Source organism: Brevibacillus sp. 1238, from assembly GCF_029892995.1.
GTDB classification, from domain to species: domain Bacteria; phylum Bacillota; class Bacilli; order Brevibacillales; family Brevibacillaceae; genus Brevibacillus; species Brevibacillus parabrevis.
Genome location: NZ_JARXWC010000002.1, coordinates 451,552 through 470,502, shown reverse-complemented (window position 1 = coordinate 470,502; position 18,951 = coordinate 451,552). Strand labels below are relative to the sequence as shown.

General features: G+C 54.4%; 18 protein-coding genes. 7 read left to right on the top strand and 11 right to left on the bottom strand.

Features of this window, described 5'->3' with window-relative positions; all coding sequences use genetic code 11:
* Positions 1-24 precede the first annotated feature (24 nt).
* The 6 genes from M2298_RS06155 to M2298_RS06130 form a co-directional block, all read right to left on the bottom strand.
* Complete coding sequence (locus tag M2298_RS06155) at positions 25-1,689, bottom strand: peptide ABC transporter substrate-binding protein (RefSeq protein WP_280648319.1); 1,665 nt, start codon at positions 1,687-1,689, stop codon at positions 25-27.
* Positions 1,690-1,719: 30 nt separating this feature from the next.
* Entirely contained in the window at positions 1,720-2,670 is a 951-nt protein-coding gene (locus M2298_RS06150) for a dipeptidase (RefSeq protein WP_280648318.1), read from the bottom strand.
* 16 nt (positions 2,671-2,686) lie between these two features.
* Entirely contained in the window at positions 2,687-3,649 is a 963-nt protein-coding gene (locus M2298_RS06145) for an ornithine cyclodeaminase family protein (protein ID WP_173598810.1), read from the bottom strand.
* 10 nt (positions 3,650-3,659) lie between these two features.
* A complete protein-coding gene (locus M2298_RS06140) occupies positions 3,660-4,766 on the bottom strand; it encodes an alanine racemase (protein ID WP_280648316.1) in 1,107 nt (368 codons plus the stop codon).
* Positions 4,763-5,431, bottom strand: a complete 669-nt coding sequence (locus M2298_RS06135; protein WP_122963509.1) for a helix-turn-helix transcriptional regulator — start codon at positions 5,429-5,431, stop codon at positions 4,763-4,765. The genes M2298_RS06140 and M2298_RS06135 overlap by 4 nt, the downstream gene beginning before the upstream one ends.
* A 345-nt stretch (positions 5,432-5,776) precedes the next feature.
* Positions 5,777-7,147: a D-serine ammonia-lyase gene (locus M2298_RS06130; protein WP_280648315.1), complete on the bottom strand. Its 1,371-nt coding sequence runs from the start codon at positions 7,145-7,147 to the stop codon at positions 5,777-5,779.
* 312 nt (positions 7,148-7,459) lie between these two features.
* Here M2298_RS06130 and M2298_RS06125 point away from each other — a divergent pair, with 312 nt between their 5' ends.
* The gene (locus M2298_RS06125) at positions 7,460-8,491 is read left to right on the top strand and encodes an ABC transporter substrate-binding protein (protein ID WP_280648314.1); all 1,032 of its coding nucleotides are present in this window, start codon (positions 7,460-7,462) and stop codon (positions 8,489-8,491) included.
* Positions 8,492-8,617: 126 nt separating this feature from the next.
* The gene (locus M2298_RS06120; RefSeq protein WP_280648313.1) at positions 8,618-10,255 is read left to right on the top strand and encodes a helix-turn-helix domain-containing protein; all 1,638 of its coding nucleotides are present in this window, start codon (positions 8,618-8,620) and stop codon (positions 10,253-10,255) included.
* A gap of 78 nt (positions 10,256-10,333) precedes the next feature.
* Here M2298_RS06120 and M2298_RS06115 read toward each other — a convergent pair whose 3' ends face one another.
* The gene (locus M2298_RS06115) at positions 10,334-10,732 is read right to left on the bottom strand and encodes an NUDIX hydrolase (RefSeq protein ID WP_280648312.1); all 399 of its coding nucleotides are present in this window, start codon (positions 10,730-10,732) and stop codon (positions 10,334-10,336) included.
* Positions 10,733-10,935: 203 nt separating this feature from the next.
* Here M2298_RS06115 and M2298_RS06110 point away from each other — a divergent pair, with 203 nt between their 5' ends.
* From M2298_RS06110 to M2298_RS06100, 3 genes are all read left to right on the top strand, one after another.
* Positions 10,936-11,388: a GNAT family N-acetyltransferase gene (locus M2298_RS06110; protein WP_280648311.1), complete on the top strand. Its 453-nt coding sequence runs from the start codon at positions 10,936-10,938 to the stop codon at positions 11,386-11,388.
* A 28-nt stretch (positions 11,389-11,416) separates the two neighbouring features.
* The gene (locus tag M2298_RS06105) at positions 11,417-11,920 is read left to right on the top strand and encodes an NUDIX hydrolase (protein WP_122963515.1); all 504 of its coding nucleotides are present in this window, start codon (positions 11,417-11,419) and stop codon (positions 11,918-11,920) included.
* A gap of 598 nt (positions 11,921-12,518) precedes the next feature.
* Entirely contained in the window at positions 12,519-13,268 is a 750-nt protein-coding gene (locus tag M2298_RS06100; protein WP_229049902.1) for an alpha/beta fold hydrolase, read from the top strand.
* A gap of 96 nt (positions 13,269-13,364) precedes the next feature.
* Here M2298_RS06100 and M2298_RS06095 read toward each other — a convergent pair whose 3' ends face one another.
* The 4 genes from M2298_RS06095 to M2298_RS06080 all read right to left on the bottom strand — a co-directional run bounded on the left by M2298_RS06095 (position 13,365) and on the right by M2298_RS06080 (position 16,805).
* Positions 13,365-14,483 (bottom strand): YheC/YheD family endospore coat-associated protein, encoded by a 1,119-nt coding sequence (locus M2298_RS06095; protein WP_122963516.1) that lies wholly within the window; start codon positions 14,481-14,483, stop codon positions 13,365-13,367.
* A 59-nt stretch (positions 14,484-14,542) separates the two neighbouring features.
* A complete protein-coding gene (locus tag M2298_RS06090) occupies positions 14,543-15,451 on the bottom strand; it encodes an RluA family pseudouridine synthase (RefSeq protein ID WP_173595830.1) in 909 nt (302 codons plus the stop codon).
* Between the two features lie 30 nt (positions 15,452-15,481).
* Entirely contained in the window at positions 15,482-15,829 is a 348-nt protein-coding gene (locus M2298_RS06085; protein WP_122963654.1) for a thioredoxin family protein, read from the bottom strand.
* Positions 15,830-15,917: 88 nt separating this feature from the next.
* Positions 15,918-16,805: a LysR family transcriptional regulator gene (locus M2298_RS06080; RefSeq protein ID WP_122963518.1), complete on the bottom strand. Its 888-nt coding sequence runs from the start codon at positions 16,803-16,805 to the stop codon at positions 15,918-15,920.
* Between the two features lie 116 nt (positions 16,806-16,921).
* On the opposite strand from M2298_RS06080, the gene leuC reads away from it, so the two are divergent.
* Both leuC and leuD read left to right on the top strand, forming a co-directional pair.
* Positions 16,922-18,352, top strand: coding sequence for a 3-isopropylmalate dehydratase large subunit (gene leuC / locus M2298_RS06075; RefSeq protein ID WP_122963519.1), 1,431 nt, complete (start codon positions 16,922-16,924; stop codon positions 18,350-18,352).
* On the top strand, positions 18,349-18,933 hold the full coding sequence (gene leuD, locus M2298_RS06070; RefSeq protein ID WP_122963521.1) for a 3-isopropylmalate dehydratase small subunit: 585 nt from the start codon (positions 18,349-18,351) through the stop codon (positions 18,931-18,933). The genes leuC and leuD overlap by 4 nt, the downstream gene beginning before the upstream one ends.
* The last annotated feature ends 18 nt before the right edge of the window (positions 18,934-18,951 follow it).

Here is an 18,951-nt window from a genome sequence, read left to right as displayed (position 1 = left end):
ATTTCCGCGCCTGGCTTTTCAAACTTACTCCATATGCGTCCATTTGTACGTAAACTCCGGACCGCTCGGATGCCAGATCAGCCCTTTGATTTTTTGGCTCTGCAAAATGACTTCCCCGTATTGATACAGCGGGACGACCGCCGCATCTTTTTCGATGATGATTTTTTCTAGCTGCAGCAAGATGTCGTACCGTTTCCGCGGGTCCAGCTCCTTGTTGGCCTGTGCCACCAGCTGGTCAAACTGCGGGTTGGAATACTTCATCCGGTTCGCCGGTCCGCCCGTCACCCACATGTCCAAATACGTCATCGGGTCGATGTAATCCGGCCCCCATGTGGACAAAGCGATCTCATACTCAAACGCTTTTTCCTGTTTGATCCGCTGCTGGAACGGAACGGTTTTCAGCTTGAGCTTGAAGCCGGGCAAATTCGTTTCCAACTGCGCTTTCAAATACTCGGAAGTTTGTCGCATGTATTCCTGATCCGCCACAATCATGGACGTCGCAAGGCCGCTTTGTCCGATTTCAGCCAAGCCTTTTTGCCACAATGTTTTCGCTTCTTCGACCGTTCCTTTGTTCAATTGTCCGTTCAGCACACGATAATCTTTCATGTCCGGCGAGAGCGAGAACGCTGCTGGCACCAAGCCGTACAGCGGGATTGAACCATCGTTTAACACGACATCTGTCAAGCTTTCCTTGTCAATCGCCATGCCGATCGCCCGGCGGATATTTTCGTTTTGGAAAGCGGCAACATCGGGATTCAGACGCATAAAAATGGTCGTCGGAGTCGCTACTTTTTGGTAGTCTTCCTTGCCTTTGTAAGCGTCAGCCAAAGAGGAGGTCAAACCTGTCACGCGATCAAGCTTCCCCGTTTCATACAGGTTGACGGCTGCCGAAGGTTCCTTTACGATATAGACATTGATCTCGTCCAACTGGACGTTCGCGGCGTCCCAGTAGGATTCGTTTTTCTTGTATTGCCAGCTTTGCTCGTGCTTCCAGTCGTTCAGAACAAAAGGTCCGTTCGCCAGCACCTGGTCGTACTCCAGGCCATACTTGTCGCCTGCTTTTTCCACGAATTTCTCGTTTTGCGGCAAAAACGGGGCAAGTGGCAGAAGCGGCAGGAACAGTGGATTCGCTCTGTCCAGCTTCACTTCCAGCGTCTTCGCATCAATCGCCTTGATGCCCAAATCGTCCGGCTTCTTCTCGCCTTGCAAAATCTTGTCGGCATTCGCAATCCCGGCCATTTCGAAAAATACGCCGAATGGCCCCACTTCCCGCAACACCCGCTTCCAGCCGTATTCAAAATCTTGGGCCGTTACCGGATCGCCGTTCGCCCATTTCGCATCGCGCAACAAAAACGTATGCGTCAAAGCGTCCTCGCTCGTTTTATGCTCCTGCGCAATCGCGAGGATCGGTTGGTGCTTGTCGTCGAAGCGGAACAACCCTTCGTTGATGTTGTTGAGCACCGTAGAGCTGACCGCATCGGAAATCTGGGCCACATCGAGCGTGGCGATCTCCGCGCCTTCGGACACATTCAGCACTTGCTTGACGGCACTCGCTTCGCCCTGCTTTCCTTCACTGGCAGGAGAAGTGTCATTTTTCCCAGCCGACCCGAAGTTGCATCCTGCGAGCGCCACACCGCTTACGAGAGCGGCTGTCACGAAACAAAGGAACCGCTTGCTTGCTACCCTCATGATTCTTTTCCCCCTTATGCTCCTGTCTGTTTACCGTTTTTGTGGTCTGTTGCGCATAAAATTTTCCGAAGCAAACCCGCGCACTTGCTCGTCTGTATAGTACCGCGAAAGCTCGTGCAGCAAATTTTGCATCATGCCTGCATGGGAAAGTCCTTCGATGCGTTCGGGAATCGAGATGCCGTCGAAGTCGGAGCCGATTCCGATGTACCGCTCACCGCCCAACCCGCAAAAATGTTCGATATGGCGGATCAAATCCGGGATCGCAGCCTTTCGTCCCTCCTTGACGAAGGCGGGAGAAAAAAACACGTGGACCAGACCCCCTTTGGCGAACAGCGCCCGCGCCTGTTCATCAGACAAATTCCGCGGATGGTCGAGGATCGCCCTTGCATTGGAGTGGCTTGCGATAGGATGAGCTGCCAGCTCGATCACGTCCCAGAAAGCCTGTTCATGCAAATGCGAGACATCTGTAAAAAGTTGATTTTCATTCAGAAAATTCACTACTTTTACGCCGAACGAAGTCAATCCCGTAGCCGTTTTGTCCAACGTTTTGTCCAACGCTCCGCCCGCAGCGAGATTCCCATGATTCCAGGTCAATCCGACAGAGCGCACCCCCAACTGATACAGCGTCGTCAACATGGACAAGTCTTCTCCGATCGCATCCACTCCTTCCAGCGAGAGCAGCGCTCCGATTTCTCCGTCTCGCAGCCGATCGATGTCGTCCCATTCCTTGATTTGCTTCATCTCGGGATTTTTCCCCAAGACGTCCTCATGGAAATAATCCATTTGCGCAAGCACAGACGAAAGCTTTTGCTCCACAGACAAGTCCGGCGGCGGAAACAGCGCGAAAACTTGAACTTTTACTCCGCCTTGCTGCAAACGCGCTTTGTTCGACTCCAACTGTGGCGCACTGGCGAAAGCAAGCTCGCCTTTTGACAGCCACATTTTCAACAACGTGTCGCAATGCAGATCAACTACGTGCATAACAGGCTGTCCCCCCTTACAAGTCTACATACATGCCCTTGCCCGTCTCCTTCGCCTTGCGATACACAAACGCGGCAACGCTCAAATCTTGAACGGCGATCCCCGTCGAGTCGAACAAGGTAATCTCGCTCGCCGATTGGCGTCCCGGCTTTTCCTTGCTCGTAATTTGTCCCAGCTCTGCAAACAGACTGTCGCGGGAAGGCTGCCCTTGCAATTCTCCCAGGTGCGAAGCTTGCTCCCACCAATCGCAGACGAGCTTGTCCGGCAGCCGATCCAGCTCGATCTCCCTTTTCCCGCTCGTATCGCTTCCCATCGCATTCACATGAGTTCCCGCCTGCAGCCACGACGACTTGAGCACGGGCGAAAAGGCAGGTGTCGTCGTGACGACAATATCGGCTTGCTCGACCGCTTCCTGCGCCGAAGCGGCTTGTCTGGCGCCGAGTCCCATCCGCGTGATTTCCTCGGTCAGTCTGGCTGCCGAAGCATCTGTGCGGGAGTAGACGGAAACGGTTTCAAGCGGAAACAGGTGCAGCAGCCCTTCCAGCTGCGCTCTTGCCTGGACGCCCGCGCCAATCAGTGCGACCGACTTGCTCTTTTGGCGGGCTAAATATTTGGCCGCAATCGCCCCTGCCGCCGCTGTGCGGATCGCCGTCAGCAGATTGGCGTCCAGAAGGCACGTCGGCTCGCCCGTTTGCGGACAAAGCAGCAGCATGACGGATTGATGGTTTGTTTTGCCGCTTTGCCAATTGTCGCTCCAGAAGCCGCCTGTCTTCAGGCCAATCGCTGACTCCTCGCTCAAATACGCTGATTTGATGCTGTAAATCCCGTTGTGCTCCCCGATTTTTTCGCGAACGGACGGGAAAACGGCGCTTTTGCCTTGAGCAAACTGGGAAAAGGCCAGCTCCACCGTCTCCATCGCTTCACGGAAGCTCAACATCTCCGCAAACAGTTCCTGATTGATTACGAGCACTTTTGCCATGACTACACCCCTATTGATTGCATCCTCGCGCATGGATCGGAAACACGGTTTCGACTTTTCCGTCGCGTATTCCGTAAGCCACCTGGTACAAATTGACGGTTGGACAAATGTGGTTCGGAATGATTTCGATGCGCTGGCCGATGGAAAAGGACGTTCCCGGCACCATAATCGCATGCTCATCCGACAGTTTGCGGATGTGTACATCCTGCTGCCCTCGTACCTGCCCAAAACCGCTGGTCGCAAGCAGGCCGCTCGCCCGCGAGTCGATTGTCATCGCTTTCGCCCCTGCATCAGCCACAGCACGTTCGCCATTCGGCCTGGAAATAACCGTGCCGAGAATCGTCGCGGCACAGTGCTCCGTATCTCCGAAAAAGGCGGCGTGCGTCCTGTCGTAAAACACGTAGGTGCCCGGACGTATCTCGGTGACTCCGGGAACGACGCCTGCCCCAAGCAAACCGAGCGTGCAACCGACACTGACCTCGCAAGGAAAGCCCCAGCGCGAGCGGATTCGCCTCCCGATCTCGACCATTGTCTCCTGCGCTTGGCGCGCCACTTTTTCCAGCTCGCTTCTGTCTGCCGCGTTATACACTTGTCCTTCATGAGTGAATATTCCATCTATTTTTGTTTCAGTGAATTTTCTGATAATTTTCTCGACAAGGCTCTCTACCTGATCCGGTTCCACGCCACAGCGCTGCAACCCGGTATTGACCTCGATCATGATTCCGACGGAGCGAGCCTCTCCCCCGTACTCGGAAAGCTGTTCTAGCTGAACAAGCGAATCGACCGCCAGCCTGATGCGTGCTCGCCTCGCCAGTGCTTCCAGTCTGGCAAGCTTTTTTCTCCCGACAATTTGCGTCGCCACAAAAATGTCTGTCAGTCCATAGTCGGCCATGACTTCCGCCTCGCCAAGCTTTGCCACGGTAATCCCTTGTGCTCCGCCATCGATCTGCATCTGGGCGATTTTTGCGCATTTGTGCGTCTTGATGTGGGGGCGAAGAGCAGCCCCTCCTGAATCGGCGAGCGACTGCATCTCCTGCACATTTTTCTCCAGACGGTTCAGATCGATGAGCAGAGCGGGCGTGTCCAGTTCGTCCACGCTTGATCCGATCAGCTTCATCTGCTCAACTCCTCTTGCTCCTGCTTCTGATTCCTGCGCAGCTCGTCTAGGTAGCTGTACATGGTTACCTTGGAAATTTTCAGCTCGGCAGCGACTTTTTCCAGCGCGCCCTTGATCAGAAATACCCCTTTTTTGTCCATGAACTGGACGATTTGCATTTTTTCGTTCTTGTCGATTTTCTCCACGTCTTTCTCGGCGATCATCTGGTTAATCATCTGCTCTACGATCTCCCACACATTTTGCACCACTTCCACTTCTTCGCGCTCCAGCGGCTCCTCGTCCATGCGGATGAAGTCCTCGATGAACTCGCGGGTGCTCACCAGTGGGTGAATGTCGATGTTGATGCAAAAAGCGCCGATGGCTTCCCCGTCTGCATTGCGGATCAGCGCGGTCGTCGACTTGATCGTCCGCCCATCCTCCGTCTCGGTCCGGTAATTGGCGACGACGTCATTTTGCAGCTTTTGAGACAAAAGAACTTGTGTGATCAAATGGTTGAACGATTGCCCGACAGCTCTGCCCGTGACGTGGTTGTTCGCGGTGTAGATGACAGACGACTGCGGCGAACTCAAATCGTGGAGCACAACTTCGCAGTTTTTGCCAAACGTCTGAGCCATGGCATCGGCGATCGGAATGTATCGGCGCAGTTCCTCGGCGTATTTTCCCATGCTTCACTCTCCTTTCCTCCGGGATGGTGGTGCTATTTGTTATCCCTCATTATACTTGTCCATATAATTTATTCAAGATAAAATATAATTTTTTCTATAAAATTCTGACGAATAGACTTTCTTATCAAAGCTGACCAGAGCCAGAATCATCCGTTAATGCAGCGAAGTAACAGCTTTTCCCTCCAGTTCACAAGAACGAGAGCAGAAAAAGTTATATATATAAACTTCTCTGCCCTTTCTGCGTTTCTCTATATTTTTTTCTACACCAGATAACGCATCGCCTAAAAAAAGAACGCCCTCGCTCCTCGCAGACCAACGGCGTTCTCGTGTATGAATGAAACGATGTTACGAATGGCTCTGCTCTTCGCATTCCAATCCTTTGGCATAGTACGCTTCCTGAATATGCGCAGGCACCATGCTGCCCCCTGTCGCCCAGACGATATGGGTTGCGTTTTTCATTTTGTCCGCAAGACCGTGCTGCTCGATGTACTGCTGCCCCGCTGCTTGCGCAAGCAAACGGATCGGCCCTGGCATGCCAGCCAGCGCAGACGGCTCAAGCCGCACGGATTCGCTGTCGCGCAAAGCCCGCAGCAGCCTGTACAGCTCCCCGTCCGCCACCGTATAGACGCCGCTGAGCAACGGTTCCATGACTTTGCCGACGAAGCGCGAAGGACGTCCTACGGCGAGTCCGTCAGCGTCTGTCTTGTTGTCGATGCCAAAGTCTTGCACAGCCAGCTTGTCATGATACCCCGTCATCAAGCCGAGCAGCATGCAAGGCGAATGAGTCGGCTCCGCAAAAAAGCAGTGGACGCGATCGCCGTAAAGCAGCTTCAATCCGTAGGCAACGCCACCCGGCCCGCCGCCTACCCCGCACGGCAAGTACACGAAAAGCGGATGCTCGCTGTCCACGATCACCTGCTGCTCCTCCAGCTGCTTTTGCAACCGTCCGGCGGCGACGGCATAGCCGAGAAACAGCCGCTTGGAGTTTTCATCGTCAATGAAATAGCACTGCGGGTCGGCTTCTGCCTGCTTTCTTCCCTCTTCGACCGCTTTGCCGTAATCGGATTGATACTCGACGACTTGCACGCCTTTTGCGCGCAGCAAATCTTTTTTCCACGCTTTTGCATCCGCAGACATATGAACCGTCACCCGAAACCCGAGCTTCGCGCTGATGATCCCGATGCTCAGTCCAAGATTGCCTGTCGATCCTACGGCGATGGAGTATTGGGAAAAGAACGCGCGGTACTCTTCTGTGGCAAACACGGAGTAATCGCCGTCTGCGGGCAGCCTATCGTGCTTTTTCGCCAGTTCTTCTGCGTGGGCAAGCACCTCGTAAATCCCGCCTCGCGCCTTGATGGAACCCGCGATCGGCAAATGGCTGTCGCACTTCAGCAGGAGACGACCCGGTATTGCCTGACCAAAACGCCTTGCCAGCTCGTCTTGCATGTTGGGGATCGAAGCAAGCGGCGACTCGATCAGCCCGGAAGCCGAGCTCGTTTCCGGAAAAGCCTGCTGGATAAACGGGGCAAATCGGCGCAAACGCTCCTCTGCATCTTGCACCTCTTCCGCCGTAACCGTCATTTCTGCTTCCGCCACCGGAGTCAGACGCGGATTTGTCCAAAATACTTCCGCTGTTGCCATCAGCTCGGACAACAATGGATACTCGCTTTTCCATTGCTCGATTGTTTTTCCTTCAACTCTCACACCGTTTTCCATCGCAATCGCAAACCTCCACCCTTAGGCATTTGATATTCGGGAATATTTCGTCTTTTCAACCGTTGTAAGTCATCTGTGTGATGAAGCTTGTCCTTTAGTATGATAGTGCAACAAGGAAGCGGGAAGCAACCCATTTGCCGGAAAAGAAAGCCCTCTTTTCGGACGCAAGCATTACACTGCCAGCCTTGTTCTCTTGTTTTTCTATTAAAAGAATTTACGTTTGTCCATTGAGCAACCTCCTGCGATCTCCTAAGATGAGGTTGATTGATAATCATTATCGATACATTTTTACAAGGGAGATGTCCTCGCAAAATGATACAGGTACGACCACTCATCACCACCTTGCAAGCTGTCTTCTTCTCCGCAGCGCTCTTGCTCTCCGGGTGCGGGCAATCAGCACCTACCCCCGCCCCAACCGATGCTGCCCAGAAGACAGCGGAAGCGCCCGCCACTGCAAAAGGAGCCGCTGCAACCACGCAACCGACGGGCGACAGCCAGAAGCAAACGCGACTGTACAAAGACTTCATGAATCGCGAAGTGGAAATTCCCGCGCACGCCGAACGCGTTATCTTCATCGGCAATACGGCTGGAGATTTGCTCGCCCTCGGCGTCAAGCCTGTCGGGCTGAATATGATCGATGCGAAGCCGACCGTGTTCGGCGGCGAGCTGCAAGGCGTCGAGGACGTGGGCCATCCGGGCGATCCGGAAAAAATGCTCGCGCTCAATCCCGATCTGATTATTCTCGGTGTGAACATCGAGGAAGAGCGGCTGCAAGTGTTTTCGAAAATCGCTCCGACCGTCGCTTTTGACAAATATCGGCCTGTGAAGGAGCGCTTGCTGACGTTGGGTGACATTTTGGACAGACAACCAGAAGCCAAGGCGTGGATCGCCGACTACGAAAAGCAAACAGAGCAGTTCTGGAGCAACATGCAAGCCCAAGGTCAGGTGAAGCCGAACGAAACGGCCAGCGTCTTTATTTTTTACGACGGCGGCAAAAGCCTTTACGCGCTTGGCACGCAAGGACTGTCCTCCAGCCTGTATCACGAAAAAGGCTTCAAGCCTACCGGGGCTATTCAAAAAATGCTGGACAACGGCGTGTCTTTTGAGGAGTTTTCCAAAGAACGGCTCGGCGAAGTCGCCGGGGCTCACCTGTTCCTGATGGTGTCGCTCGACGACTCCAAAGCCGAATTTGAGCGTTTCATCGAAAACCCGCTGTGGAAAAACTTGCCTGCCGTCAAAAACGGCCACGCCTATCTCGTAGACGCAAAATGGGGCTATGACGACGCCATTACCAAGCAACGCATTTTGGGCGAGCTGCCAACCATTATGCAAGCCAAAAAGTAGATCGATTCGACACCTTGCATTGCCTGTGAACAGCTTTTCAACCTTTTCGTTGAAAGGCTGTTTTTCTTTGCGTATGATAGATAATGATTATTATTCTCGATTGTTAGCAAAAGGAGGCTCTCCTTTTTGAACCAACTTGCCATCCCTCCCCTGCGCACGCTTCTGTTCTCGTTCCATGAAATGCTGTTTCAGTCGCCTGCCGAGCCTGAACGGATTTCGCCTGGCGCTCATCATACGCTTTTGGCATGTACAGGCGGGTCAGGTGCCGTGCAAGTAGACGAGACAAGCCTGATGTTGGCAAAAGGAACCTGCTTCCTGTTGCCGCCGGATACATCGTGCCTCGTTGCGCCCGCTGCGGAAGAAAGCGTCAGCTATTTTCGGCTCGATTTCTTTGTCTATCAAATGGAGGATCAGTCGTCTCATCCGTATCGGGGAAAGCTGTTCGCCGGGGCGGATGATTTTGTCGTTCATCCGTTTTCACCCGTTTTGCAAAAACTGCAAACGTTGTATGCCACTCGTCACCCGGACAACGATCCCGGCGGAATGCGCGAGCGCATTTTGTTTCATGAGCTGCTGGAATTGATTTTCGCTGCCAAACGAAACGCGGATACGCGCCTGTCGCCGGAGCTCGCTGTCGAGCAAACACGCGCTTTTTTGCACACGCACTTTCAAGAGCCGATTACCGTGGAACAGCTGGCTTCTCTCGCCCACCTTCCCCGTTGGCAATACTCTCATCTGTTCAAGTCGCTGACAGGGCAAAAGCCGCTCGATTACTTGACCGATTTGCGGATCAGGCGGGCAAAGGAACTGTTGCTCTACTCGGATGATCGGCTTTACGAGATTGCGGACCAGGTCGGTTTCAAAGACCAATACTACTTTAACCGTCGCTTCCGCCAAGCCACCGGGGTGACGCCGCGGCAGTTCATCCGCATGCAGCAGGAGAGACTGAGCTACCGGGACGCAACTGGACGCAAAATCGCCCTGCCCCCTGCCCCGGAGCGGATCGTGATGATCGGCGATGCCCCGGGGGAACTGCTCGCGCTCGGCGTAAGTCCCGTCGGTATCAACAAAGCAAACAGTTCGGGCATTTTGTACCAGGAACAACTCTTTGGCGTCGCTGACATCGGTCACCCGGTCGATTGGGAAAAGATCGCGGAGTTGCAGCCCGATCTGATCCTGCTCGGTTTTTGCGAGGACGAAGAGCTGATCCGGAAGCTTTCCCGGATCACCCCGATTGTGACGTACAACAAATACGCCCCGCTGTACCAACGCTTTCGGACGATTGCCACGATCGTCGGTAGGCAACAGCTTGCAGAGGAATGGATCGCAACGCATGAGCAGAAGCTGAATGCGCTCAAACGGCACTTGCCTTTGCCGAATCGGGAAGAAACGGCGTCTTCTTTCATTTGTCAGGATGGGAAACTGTTCGTCATGGCCGGAAAAGGGCTGCTCTCTACGCTTTACGGCTCGGGCATGGTGAACGCTCAGGCCAACATCCGGAAGCTGATCGCGCAACATGTCGCCTTTGCCGAAGTCACGCCGGAGCAACTGCCCTTGTTCGCCGGCGACCGCGTCTACTTGATTCAGTCGGCCAATGACAGCCAGACCCGCCAACAGCTGGAGCGGACGGCTCAGTGGAGCAATCTGCCAGCCGTGCAAAACGGACAGGCTTACCTGATCGACGACAAATGGAACTACGACGACCCGATCACCAAGCAGTATTTGCTCGACGAACTGCCTGTGCTGCTCGGGCAAACTTCATAGTGTTTTTTGCACGGAGTGGATCAGTGTGCACATGAAAAAAGCTCGCGGCTGTTGCAACCGTGAGCTTTTTTGGGCAATTTATTCTACCTGGTAATGTGCCTGATTGCGCATCAGTTCACGGATGTTGGGCAAATACGGCATCAACTTTTCTGCTTCCGCAATGCTTTTCCACTCGATCGCCTGAATCTCGGAATCGGTCGTTCCCAACTCGCCGCCGACAATCTCGCCCATAAACGTGACAAATGTCGCAAACTCGTTGCCAATGACCTTTTCGCTGACATGCACGATCTTGCCGACCTGCACGGAAAGCCCCGTCTCTTCCATAGCCTCGCGCTTCGCTGCGTCGCAGAGCAGCTCGCCATTTTCCCGCTTCCCGCCTGGCAAACTCCAATACTCCTCATTTTGCACCATGAGCACTTTATCGGTATCTTGGTCATACAGCAAGACGTAGGCCACATTTACGTGAATCAAATCCATAGCTGCTTTCCTCTCTTTTCTCGACTTGACTGGTCCCATCCTGTAGCTTGATTCCCGCTTTTGGATTGGCACATTTTACAAACTTTCGCAACGATTGTTATAATAGCACAAATTACAAGCTTTCCACACGCGAGGAATGGCCGCTGACAGCGCGGTTCCTTTTCCCCGATGTGGATAGGTTTTTGGCAAAAGGAGAGAACGAAATGGAAATCAGAAAGCTGGCTCCCCATGAAGAAGCGCCCATGCATCTGCTCTTGCTCGCAGATCCTTCGCAAAAATTGGTGGAAGACTATTTGCAAAGGGGCCAGTGCTATGTTGCCGCCCAGGATGAACAGTTTGTTGGCGTCTACGTCCTCATCTCTACGCGCCCCGATACGATTGAGCTGGTCAACGTCGCTGTAGACGAAGCGCATCAAGGACAGGGCATCGGCAAGCAGCTCGTTTTGCATGCCATCGAGACAGCGAAAGTGTCCGGCTACAAAACGATTGAGGTCGGCACAGGCAACTCCAGCCTGGATCAACTGGCCCTCTACCAAAAATGCGGCTTTCGCATGACCTGGATTGACCGGGACTTCTTTCTGCGCCATTATGAGGAAGAAATCTATGAAAACGGCATTCAGCTGACAGACATGGTTCGCTTCTCCCAAGACATTTGAGAGCGGGCGTCACCTGGAAAGGAACGATATGTACACGTACACCATCTGTTTTCTCAAGCATGCAAACGAATACCTTCTGTTGAATCGGCGCAAACCGCCGCTGATGGGCCGCTGGAACGGCGTCGGCGGCAAGCTCGCGCCAAACGAGTCTCCGCTTGACTGCGTGCTGCGCGAAGTTTTCGAGGAGACAGGCATTGCCTTGTCCTCCGCCACTTACAAAGGGGTCGTTTCGTGGAAGCTGGACGGAGATGTCGTTGGCGGCATGTACGCCTATGTGGCGGAACTGCCTGAGACGTTTGAGCGTCCGCTGACGCCACGTCGCGTAGAGGAAGGCATCCTGGACTGGCTTAGTCTCGACTGGATGCTGCATCCGAAGAACGAAGGGATCGCCGAAAATGTTCCGCAGTTTTTGCCGTACATGCTGGAACACGAGCAGCCGATCCAGCACGTTTTTACTTATGAGGGCGATCGGGTAATCCAGTACGAGCGCCTGCCGCTCCCGGAAGTGGCAGAAGCGGTGAAAAACGGATAGCTTTGCCGATCGGTTCAGGTTCACCTCCCTCCACCATGGCGTGGCAAGGGAGGTTTTTTATGGGGAAAAGGCGGATATGTTACTGAACAACAATCTAGCATCTGGCACTGAAAGACCGCAAGCTCCTGTTCTTTTGCGAAACAACAAATCATTTCCCGTGCGGTTGTATCGCGTAGAATTTTTTATATGGGAGGTTTATAACTTTTTCTGCGCATCGTTTTTTGATCAGGCGCGATATTCACTAAGATCAAACTCTCTGCGATGCCCAGTTCCAGTCAAGAAAGCGGGTGGTCCTGGCTGTTTAGCTATATCGAACACTGCGAAACCTTCCCCTAACTCCATCTCGGCAACCATTGGGCAATTCGCCCAACTGCTCTCCCCTCACTCAGACAAAACAGCCAGACGAGGTATCTGGCAAGTTGGCAACTCCACTTTGGCATGTTGGAAACCAGCATTTAGTTTACATAATTAAATTATGGTTCACCTAACAGCACGATCCTACTCTCTCTATTCCCCCTAAAAACCTTTTCCATTTTGCGGAACTTGATCGGTTTGTCCACGTATGTAACCATATCAACCTAAAAGAAGGTGGCTTGCTTTGGCGATCGAGATCAAGAACATCCGTACTTCAAAAGGAATGCTGCAATACAACATCAGCGGCGACGGCTCGCCCAAGCTGGTGCTGATCAACGGCGGGTCTGGTCCCATCGAAGGCTGGATGCGAGTCCTCCCCGCCTTGTCTGCGGAAAGCTCCGTTTTTTCCTACAATCGCTTGGGCGTCTCGGGCAGCGACAAACCGCAAGAGCCTCAGGATGGCGTCACGATTGTGGAAACGCTGCGCGAAGCACTAGCCGCTGCCGGCTGGGAGCCGCCCTTTTTGCTGGTGGGACATTCTTTGGGAGGGCTGTACGCCAATTTGTATGCCCGCCGCTATCCTGCTGAAGTATCCGGGATGGTCCTGATTGAAGCCAGCCATCCGAAAGATCTCCTGCTCGGGGACTACCAAACCAGCGCGGTCAAGGCAATCAACAGACTGCTCGCCCTGTTCGACTCCTGGTCTGCACACAAAAAGTTCAGTGAGGTGCATTTTGTCCAGCAAACCGTCGCCCAGTTGAATGATCACGCGGCATTCCCTGACATCCCGCTGTACGTCATCACCGGAGGCAAGGAAAACCGCATGATGCCAGAAGCAGCGCGGCGAAAAAGGTGGGAGAACCAACGGGAATTGCTCGCCCTCTCCCCGCAAAGCCAGCATGTCGTCGCCAAAAACAGCGGACATTTCCCGCAATTTACGGAACCGCAGCTCGTCATCGAGACGATCCTTGCGTGTGCGAAGCAAATCAGATAACCAAGTGATCTCCCGCTTCATCCGCTTTTACCCGCACCAAACAGCCGCAGCTTCATCAGCCCGGCTGTTTGCTCCGCTTTCTGCTTGCTTGATTTCTTACCGACTCGCAACCTTTCGTTTCAGCAAAGGCTCGCGTCCTTCGCGCCCTTGCGTTTTCGCCAGGTAGATGGCGTACTCCAGCGGCCGTTGGATCGCGCGTTTGTACTGTTCCGTAGCCCCCATCTCGCGAAAAATTTCTCGCGCTGGCTTGGGGTTGACTTCGATCAGCCAGGCGCGACCGTCTACATCGATCCCGATGTCCAGTCCGAACTCCACCATTCGCCCAAAGTGATCTTCCAGCGTCTCCGCTGTTTGATGGGCGAGGTCTTCACAGTCGCGGACGATTTGCGCCGAGCGTTCCTCGCCGAATTTGGGCTTTAAAAAGGCGGGAACCGGCACAGCTTTTCCGCCCCCGTGCAGGTTGGAAGTAGCGCTGCGCTCCCCCCCTACCCGGAAGCCGTGGCCTGTGATGCTCCACTCGCCCTGGCCGTTTTTCTGGATCAAAAGCCGCATGTCTACGGCTCGCGCTGGCACCAGTTGCAGCCGCAAGCCTTGCTGAACGATGTACTTCTCTTGCCTTGTCCACCGATCCGTCCAGCGCAAAACGGCGGAGATGTCGGAAAAGACCTTGGAAATCTTCGCCCTTTGCTTGTCGCGCCCAAGCAGACGATACCCTCCGCCGTGCTTCTCGATCGAGAGGATGTTGCGTCCGCCTGTTCCATTCAACGGCTTTACGTACAAGAGCGAATGCCTGCCGAGCATTTTGATGAGATTTTGCCGATTGTACAAAAGCGTTTCCGGCAGCCAGCGATGCATGCGCGAATCGCGGTGCAATACCTCATGGACGCGCCATTTGTTCGCCAGACGATTGTTGGCGTACAAGAACGGGCTTGTGCGGCGAAATGCCACATAATCCTTGAACGCCTGGGTCGGTGTGTAGCGGTAACGGTCGAACACAGCGTCCGGACGGTCAAACAAGCGCGATTGCCACTTGCCGTTTGCATCCAGGACGTACCCTCTCACCTGCTTGCCTGATGCCAGCACGTCTTTTGGCGAAAATAAAAAGGCAGTGCAGCCCAGTTCTTGTCCCGCCTTCAGCAATCGGCGAAAATAGGTTGGCTCCGCGAATCGCTTGCCCTCCCGCCAAGTCAAGATGCCGATTGTGGGTCGTTTCATCCTGCCACCCTCTCTCGTTTCTTCCTTGGCAGTTTATTCACGATTCGGCAAAATGGCGCTTAGCGCAGCTTCTTTTCCAAAGCGAGCAAATCGAGCGGCAGCGGGGCCGACGCCTGCACCAGCTCTCCCCCGAACGGATGGGCAAGCGTCAGTACCGCCGCGTGCAGCGCCTGTCTTCTGATCAAATCTTGCTTCCCTCCATACAGCTCGTCGCCCAGCAACGGATGCCCGATATGACTCAGGTGGACGCGAATTTGATGCGTGCGCCCCGTCTCCAGTCTGCACTCGACTTTTGTCGCCGTCTTGTAGCGCTCCTTGACTTCATAGTGCGTGACGGCAGAATCGCCGTTGGGCGCGACTCTTCTGCGGGTGGCATGATACCTGTCCTTGCCGATCGGCTCATTGATTTTGCCGTTCCCTTTTGCCATCTGCCCGGAGACGAAAGCGAGGTATGTCCGCTTGATTTTGCGCTCGCGCAGCATTTCGTCCAGCAAGGCCGACGCCCAGGCGTGCTTGGCGTACAAAACCACCCCGGACGTATCCTGATCCAGCCTGTGCACATGACGCACTTTCGCTTGCAGTCCGGTGCGGAAAAAGTGCCCGGACACCAAATGATCCAAAGTCAGGTGATGGTTCGGCTCGGTTGGATGAAGCAGCATGCCCGCAGGCTTGTTCACGATCAGCAGATGGTCGTCTTCGTACAAAATCGGCACCGTTTCGCTCGCCGGGTCCAGTCCGAGCGGCTCTGGCTGGCACAAGCGCATGCGAATTTCCTGTCCCTCTCGCACTTGCGTGTGCTGGGCACAAGGAGCGCCGTCTACAAGCACTTCTTTATGCTGAAACAAAAGATGGACCTGCTTGCGTGGCAGCTTCCATCCCTCGCGCAGCAGGTTCCCGATCGGAATGGCGTCGTCCTCCGCCTGCAAGTGGCAGACGAGCCATTCCCCTTCTTTTTTCATCGATCGCATGGTCAATCTCCCTGCCTTATGTTCGTTGCATTACTCTGCGTTCAAACCGTTGTTTACCTGAACGGCGCGGTCGAGAAAACGCTCGATCTCTTCGCGGCTTTTGCCGAGCTTGCTGACGAAGCGAACGAGCTCTTTGCCCCGGCTGAACGCGATGAAGCTGGGAATCCCGAACACATCGTGCTTCTGGGACAAATCAGGCAGCGTATCGCGATTGACAGCGACCATGTCCACTTGCTCTTTATATTGTTCTTCCACTTCCGGCATGAACGGATCGATGCGGTGACAGTCCGGGCACCAATCGGTAAAAAATTTGACCACGACGGGCTTCTCGGCGGCAATCGCCTGTTCAAATTCTGCTTCTGTCTTGAGTTCTCTCATCATGGATCTTCCTTCCTAGAATGATTTGGGAACAGTGTAGCACAAAGCCTGCCTGTTTGTCGCACGCGGCTGACACTTCATCCGCTTTTTACAACGCCCCGCCCTGCTCCACCAAACAGCGCACAAACGCTTCAGCCGGGCGCGACAGCGGCTTGTCTTTGCGATAGGCAACGACGAGTGTCCGGTATGGCTTCGTCGTAAGCCGTACGTAGGCGGGCGGCTCTATCGTCCCTGGCGCCAGCGTAATCATTTCCGGGGCAAAAGACAGCCCCATGCCCGCCGCGACCAGCGATTGGACGGTCTGGATGTTGGTGCTTTCAAAGACGATGCGCGGACGGAAGCCAGCTTGCTCGCACAACCGCAAGGAAATCGTCCGGAAGCCTTGCCCTTCCTTCAGCAAAATGAACGGCTGATCCGCAAGCTCGGCCAAGTCGACCTGCTTTTTGCCAGCCAATGGATGATTCGGCGGCACCGCCAGGAAAATTTCTTCATTGATCGCCGGAATGATCTCCAGCGAAGGGTCGCTGATCGGCATCGTCAGCAAGCTGACGTCGATTTTTCCGCGCACGAGCAACTGTTCCAGATGGCTGGATGTTTCCTCCATCAGTTGCAGCTCGACTCCGGGGAACAACTTGGTAAACGTCGGCAACACACGCGGCAGGACGTAAGCGCCCGTGATCGGCAAGCTGCCAACCAGCAGTCGGCCGCTCTCCCCCACTGCATACGCGCGCATTTCCCGCTCCAGCCCTTCCGACATGTCTACCAGCGTCTGCGCCACCTGCACAAAACGTTGGCCCGCATCTGTCAGCTCCACATGCTGGGGCAAACGGTGAAACAGACTCACACCCAATATTTTTTCCAGCTTGGCGATTTGCTGGCTAAGCGATGGCTGAGCCAGATGCAAGCGGTTGGCCGCACGCGAAAAGCTGCGTTCCTCCGCTACTGCAAGCACATAACGAATCTGTCGTAACTCCATAAAAAACCTCCCGATAGGCAAAAGCTATCCTTCTCATAATTATTATATCTTTGAACTATTTTCTTTGCCATGATACAACCTTGTTAAGAGTTTTCGCACGAAGGAGGCATTCACTAATGAAACCCCGTACAATGTTTGAAAAGATTTGGGACAATCACGTGATTCACGAGGAAGCTGGCAAACCGAGCCTTTTGTACATTGATCTGCATCTGGTGCACGAGGTGACTTCTCCGCAAGCGTTTGAAGGGCTCCGCCTGGCTGGCCGCAAAGTCCGCCGTCCAGAACTGACTTTTGCCACCATGGACCACAACGTGCCGACAGCGGATCGCTTCAATATCAAAGACCCGATCTCCCGTCAGCAAATGGAAACACTGACTGATAACTGCCGGGAATTTGGCATTACACTCGCTGACCTGAACAGCCCGGATCAAGGAATCGTCCACGTCATCGGCCCTGAGCTTGGCCTGACACATCCCGGCAAAACGATCGTGTGCGGCGACAGCCACACTTCCACGCACGGGGCATTCGGCGCCCTCGCCTTTGGGATCGGGACGAGCGAGGTCGAACACGTACTCGCCACACAATGCTTGCCGCAGCTGAAGCCAAAAACGATGGAAGTCCGCGTGAACGGCGACCTGCCTTTCGGTGTCAGCGCAAAAGACTTAATATTGGCGATTATCGCAAAATACGGAACTGACTTTGCCACCGGGTACGTCGTAGAGTACACAGGCGAAGCGATCCGCAAGCTGACAATGGAAGAGCGCATGACCGTGTGCAACATGACGATTGAAGGTGGCGCACGCGCCGGGCTGATCGCTCCGGACCAAACGACGTTTGACTATCTGCAAGGCCGCCGCTACGTTCCGCAAGGCGAAGACTTCCTGGCAGCAGTGGAAGCATGGAAAGAGCTGTGCACAGACGAAGGCGCTACGTACGATACATGTGTCGAAATCGACGCCGCTGCCATCGAACCGCAAGTGACATGGGGCACCAGCCCAGGCATGGGCACGAACATCACCAGCACGGTTCCAGACCCGGAAGCTTTTGAGACTACGGCACAGCGCAAAGCGGCTCAGGACGCTCTCGCTTACATGGATCTTGCTCCGGGAACGCCTATGAGCGAAATCAAAATCGACCGCGTCTTCATCGGCTCCTGTACAAACGGACGGATTGAAGACTTGCGCAAAGCGGCGGAAGTTGCCAAGGGACGCAAAGTCTCCCCTTCCGTACACGCGATGGTCGTACCTGGCTCCCAGGCAGTCAAGCAGTTGGCTGAGCAAGAAGGCTTGCACCTCATTTTCCAGGAAGCCGGTTTTGACTGGCGTGAATCCGGCTGCTCCATGTGCCTCGCCATGAACCCGGACATCTTGTCAGAAGGAGAGCGTTGCGCTTCCACTTCCAACCGCAACTTTGAAGGACGTCAAGGCCGTGGCGGACGCACTCACCTCGTCAGCCCGGAAATGGCTGCCGCGGCTGCCATCGCAGGCCGCTTCGTAGACGTACGTGAATGGAAAAGAGAGAGCGCAAGCGAGGAGGTATTCCAATGAACCCATTTGTCATCCACACCGGACTGGTCGCGCCACTGGACCGTGTCAACGTAGATACAGACGCAATCATCCCGAAACAGTTCCTGAAACGCATCGAGCGCAGCGGCTTTGGCCAGTTCCTGTTTTATGAATGGCGCTTTAACGTCGATGGCTCGCCGATCGACTCGTTCATCCTGAACACCCCTGCCTACAAAGACTCGACTGTGCTTCTCGCCCGCAACAACTTCGGCTGTGGCTCGTCGCGCGAGCACGCTCCGTGGGCTTTGCTCGACTACGGCTTCCGATGCGTGATCGCTCCGTCTTTTGCCGACATTTTTTACAACAACTGCTTCAAAAACGGCATCCTGCCGATCAAGCTCAGCGAAGAGCAAGTCGATGAACTGTTCTTGCGCACACAAAGCCGCGAAAATTACGAGCTGACGATTGATCTCGAACAGCAAGTCGTGCGCGACAGCGATGGTTTGTCCTATCCGTTCGAGGTTGACCCGTACCGCCGCTACTGCCTGTTGAACGGCCTCGACGACATCGGAATTACGTTGCAATACGAGGACAAAATCGCTGCCTACGAAGCGAATCGTTAAACCTTTTGCTCGAAACAT

Coding starts and splice junctions, on each gene's coding strand:
- M2298_RS06115 (WP_280648312.1), bottom strand. CDS start 10,732: ATGGATTTGATTCACGTAAATGTGGCCTACGTCTTGCTGTATGACCAA.
- M2298_RS06125 (WP_280648314.1), top strand. CDS start 7,460: ATGATACAGGTACGACCACTCATCACCACCTTGCAAGCTGTCTTCTTC.
- M2298_RS06090 (WP_173595830.1), bottom strand. CDS start 15,451: ATGCGATCGATGAAAAAAGAAGGGGAATGGCTCGTCTGCCACTTGCAG.
- M2298_RS06140 (WP_280648316.1), bottom strand. CDS start 4,766: ATGAAGCTGATCGGATCAAGCGTGGACGAACTGGACACGCCCGCTCTG.
- M2298_RS06145 (WP_173598810.1), bottom strand. CDS start 3,649: ATGGCAAAAGTGCTCGTAATCAATCAGGAACTGTTTGCGGAGATGTTG.
- M2298_RS06155 (WP_280648319.1), bottom strand. CDS start 1,689: ATGAGGGTAGCAAGCAAGCGGTTCCTTTGTTTCGTGACAGCCGCTCTC.
- M2298_RS06150 (WP_280648318.1), bottom strand. CDS start 2,670: ATGCACGTAGTTGATCTGCATTGCGACACGTTGTTGAAAATGTGGCTG.
- M2298_RS06135 (WP_122963509.1), bottom strand. CDS start 5,431: ATGGGAAAATACGCCGAGGAACTGCGCCGATACATTCCGATCGCCGAT.
- M2298_RS06085 (WP_122963654.1), bottom strand. CDS start 15,829: ATGAGAGAACTCAAGACAGAAGCAGAATTTGAACAGGCGATTGCCGCC.
- M2298_RS06080 (WP_122963518.1), bottom strand. CDS start 16,805: ATGGAGTTACGACAGATTCGTTATGTGCTTGCAGTAGCGGAGGAACGC.
- M2298_RS06110 (WP_280648311.1), top strand. CDS start 10,936: ATGGAAATCAGAAAGCTGGCTCCCCATGAAGAAGCGCCCATGCATCTG.
- leuD (WP_122963521.1), top strand. CDS start 18,349: ATGAACCCATTTGTCATCCACACCGGACTGGTCGCGCCACTGGACCGT.
- M2298_RS06095 (WP_122963516.1), bottom strand. CDS start 14,483: ATGAAACGACCCACAATCGGCATCTTGACTTGGCGGGAGGGCAAGCGA.
- leuC (WP_122963519.1), top strand. CDS start 16,922: ATGAAACCCCGTACAATGTTTGAAAAGATTTGGGACAATCACGTGATT.
- M2298_RS06130 (WP_280648315.1), bottom strand. CDS start 7,147: ATGGAAAACGGTGTGAGAGTTGAAGGAAAAACAATCGAGCAATGGAAA.
- M2298_RS06105 (WP_122963515.1), top strand. CDS start 11,417: ATGTACACGTACACCATCTGTTTTCTCAAGCATGCAAACGAATACCTT.